The organism is Ensifer sp. 22460 (assembly GCF_052044935.1).
GTDB lineage: Bacteria > Pseudomonadota > Alphaproteobacteria > Rhizobiales > Rhizobiaceae > Ensifer.
This window is the reverse complement of sequence record NZ_JBQENZ010000071.1, coordinates 1-923: the sequence shown is the minus strand read 5'-3', so window position 1 is coordinate 923 and position 923 is coordinate 1. Positions and strand designations below refer to the sequence as shown.

The 923-nt window shown below is 60.0% G+C and carries 2 pseudogenes; both read right to left on the bottom strand.

Features of this window, described 5'->3' with window-relative positions:
• Positions 1-148: 148 nt before the first annotated feature.
• Positions 149-368, bottom strand: a pseudogene (locus ACTJKM_RS36025) (IS66 family transposase); the annotation flags it as partial.
• A 129-nt stretch (positions 369-497) separates the two neighbouring features.
• Positions 498-569 (bottom strand): annotated as a pseudogene (locus ACTJKM_RS36020) (transposase); the annotation flags it as partial.
• Positions 570-923: the final 354 nt, after the last annotated feature.

Here is a 923-nt window from a genome sequence, read left to right as displayed (position 1 = left end):
GTGGTCGACCGCGTAATGGCAGACGAGATGAAACGCGACCTATAATATCGGCCTCTCGACCAAGCGAAAATGCCTTCGCCGGACGCTCACCGTCGGTCAGGAAGCGTTCGAAGATGTCGCGACGCGAGATGGCATAGCGGAGCGCCTACGCGAGTTTGGATTTGCCGGAGACCCGCGGCAGGGTCGCCTGCCAGAAGGTGAAGAGGTCTTTGACGATCGCTGGAGAGACTTCCTGACGTGCTGCCGCACGAGCCTCAGGGCTTTGACCCCGGATGGTTTCCTCAATCTCCCAGAGCTTCGCCGACCGTCTCTGTGGCAACCTTCGAGCTCTTTGCGACGTGCAACTCGTAGAATTTCCGCCGGCTATCCGCGCCCGCCCGGACAACGATGTCGCCGATGACAAGCTCGATCACCGCTCTCGCACCAACCGGTCCGGCTTCTACCTGAACAGCCGGATCCGCCGAGAAGGATCGTTGTCCGGCACGAGCATTGCGGCGCCAGCCAAATAAATGCGACGGATGTATTCCGATGCGATGCGCAATCGCCGAAATGCTTGCGCCGGGCTCCATTGCAACCACGGCCCGCTCCTTGAATTCATCGGACCACCGCCGCCGAAACTGCCGCGGCGCACCCTCAAGCCGTTCCGGAACGGCTTCGATCATATGGAGGTTTCTAGTTCCAGAGCTAGGCGCAGACATAGAAGCTCACAGTCTGTGAATCGTCTGTCCGCAATACAGGCGCCCGCGCTACCTACGCCAGATGGGGTCAGCTTGCCGCTTACCGTTCTCTCCGGGTAGCGCTAGAACGTCAAAAAGCCCGGCGGATTTCTCCTGGCGGGCTTTTTTTGATTTGGTTGCGGGGGCAGGATTTGAACCTGCGGCCTTCAGGTTATGAGCCTGACGAGCTACCGGGCTGCTCCACCC